A 2,322-nucleotide genomic window follows, 5' to 3' on the forward strand; every position below is an offset into this window, starting at 1 on the left:
AACTGCTCGGCCAGCACCTCGCTCGCGAGGCCCGCGAACGCCAGCCGGCGCGCCGGGCCCGCGTCGGCATAGCACGCACCGATCATGCCCAGCCCGCCTGCGGCCGACGCCGCCGACCCGACGAACACGAAAGGCAGTTCGCGGCGTGCGGAGTTCCACGCCGGTGTTGCGGTGTCGGCGAGCAGCACCGCGGTGTAGGACGCGACCGCGGGTGCGACGACTGCGGCACCGACGCCGGCGGCACGCACGAACCGGCGCAGCAGCCGGCGCACGAAGCGCGGCAGGAACCGCAGCTCGGCCGCGCCGGCGAGCCCCGCGACCGGCCCGTAGAGGCTGAGGATCCAGGTGCCGACCGACATCGGCGACGTCGGTTTGGCGACCCGCAACATGTTCACGAAACGCGATGGCTTGCCGAGGTCGTGCACCAGCGCCACGAAGCTGAGCGTGATGCTGACGAGTGCGCCGAGGCGCCCGGTCCGCCGCAGGGTCGGGCGGTCGGTCAGGTCGGCTCCCGCGGCCAGCATCGACGAGCCCGCGGCCAGGCCGCCGAGGAACAGGTAGGCCGGGATGTCACTTTCCCACGGGGACGGTTTGACCACCGGACGTCCGTAGTAGGACGTGAACTCGGCATCCGGCACCACCGGGGCCCCGTCGGCGTTGCCTCGGCGACGACCTCGGCGGCCGGTGTCCTGAGTGCTCATCGCGGTGCTCGTTTCCGTCCGAAGAAGGTGGCGACGACACCGGCCGCGAGCGCGCCGGCCGCCGCTGCGGCGTGCCGCCACATCTGCGGCAGGTCGCGGGTGGGGACGACCGGGTCGGGCGGCAGGCCGTAGGTCTCCGGCTCGTCCAGCAGCAGGAACATCGCTCCGGCGCCGCCGACGCCGTCCGACGGGTCCTCGCCGTAGAGCCGGGCCTCGGCGACCCCCTGCTCGTGCAGGGTCTCGACCCGCGCCGCGGCCCGGGCCCGCAATTCGTCGATGTCGCCGTACTGGATCGACTCGGTCGGGCAGGCCTGCGCGCAGGCGGGCATGTGGCCGGCATCGAGCCGGTCGTAACACAGCGTGCACTTCTGCGCGATGCCGACGTTCTTGGTGTGGTCGTCGCCCGACCGGCGTTCGATCACGCCGTAGGGACAGGCCGGCACGCAGTACCCGCAGCCGTTGCAGATGTCGTCCTGCACGACCACGGTGCCGAACTCGGTGCGGAACAGCGAACCGGTCGGGCACACGTCGAGACACCCGGCGTGCGTGCAGTGCTTGCACACGTCCGAGGACATCAGCCACTGGATGTCGCCACCGGGCTTGGGCTTCTCGATGAACGCGACGTGCCGCCACGTCGAGGCCCCGAGCGCACCGGTGTTGTCATAGGACGAGCCGAGCAGGTTGAACCCGTCGTCAGGGACGCCGTTCCACTCCTTGCAGGCGACCTCGCACGCCTTGCAGCCGATGCACACCGAGGTGTCGGTGAAAAAACCCATCCGCGGCCGGCTGTGCTCCCAGCCGGCGTGCTCCGCGACCTGCGGGTCGGGCCCGCTCAGTTGCCCCATTTACCGCTCCGTCCGCAGATGGTTGCCGGTCTCGACGGTGATCCCCGCTCGGCTGCGGTAACCCTCGACGAACTGCAGCAGGCTCGGCCCGGTCGGCCGGCGGCCCGCCACGATGTCGCACGACGCGACCTTCGATTCCTGGATGTGCACGTTCGGATCGAGGGTGACGCCGAACAGGTCGTTGGCCGAATCGCCAGTCACCAACGCCGAGGACCCGACGCCCCAGTGGTACGGCAGCCCGACCTGGTGGACGGTGTTGTCGCCGAGTTGCAGCGGGGTCATCCGCTCGGTCACCAGCACCCGCGCCTCGATCGCGGTACGCGCGGTCACGATCGTCGCCCAGCCGAGATGCTCCAGACCGCGCTCACGAGCCAGCTCCGGGGACACCTCGCAGAAGAACTCCGGTTGCAGCTCCGACAGGTACGGCAGCCACCGGCTCATGCCGCCGGCCGTGTGGTGCTCGGTGAGCCGGTAGGTCGTGAACACGAACGGGAACACGTCCGACGCGGGTTCCGGCGGTGACGGGTTCTGCAGGTTGTCCTTGCGCCGGAAAACCTCGCGGGCCGGGTTGGCCTGCTGGCGGTAGAAGGGATTGCGCACCGGCGACTCGGTCGGCTCGTAGTGGGCCGGCAACGGGCCGTCCAACAGCCCGGCCGGCGCGAACAGCCAGCCCTTGCCGTCGGCCTGCATGATGAACGGGTCGTCGCCGGAGAGCGCCGCGATCCCGCCCGCCTCGGGATCGGGACGGTACGTCGGGGGCTTGGTGGCCTCGAAGT

The 2,322-nt window shown here is 70.9% G+C and carries 3 protein-coding genes; all 3 read right to left on the minus strand.

Features of this window, described 5'->3' with window-relative positions; all coding sequences use genetic code 11:
- Window positions 1-701: NrfD/PsrC family molybdoenzyme membrane anchor subunit (nrfD, locus tag ACTHMS_RS16905; RefSeq protein WP_440307828.1), on the minus strand; the 701-nt coding region annotated here is incomplete at its 3' end.
- Window positions 698-1,546, minus strand: coding sequence for a 4Fe-4S dicluster domain-containing protein (locus tag ACTHMS_RS16910; protein ID WP_440307829.1), 849 nt, complete (start codon window positions 1,544-1,546; stop codon window positions 698-700). The genes ACTHMS_RS16910 and nrfD, both read right to left, overlap by 4 nt.
- The coding region (locus ACTHMS_RS16915) for a molybdopterin dinucleotide binding domain-containing protein (protein WP_440307830.1) at window positions 1,547-2,322 on the minus strand (776 nt) is incomplete at its 5' end.

Source organism: Jatrophihabitans sp., from assembly GCF_051960575.1.
In the GTDB taxonomy this organism is placed as follows: Bacteria; Actinomycetota; Actinomycetes; order Mycobacteriales; family Jatrophihabitantaceae; genus JBQCEE01.

Coding starts and splice junctions, on each gene's coding strand:
- ACTHMS_RS16910 (WP_440307829.1), bottom strand. CDS start 1,546: ATGGGGCAACTGAGCGGGCCCGACCCGCAGGTCGCGGAGCACGCCGGC.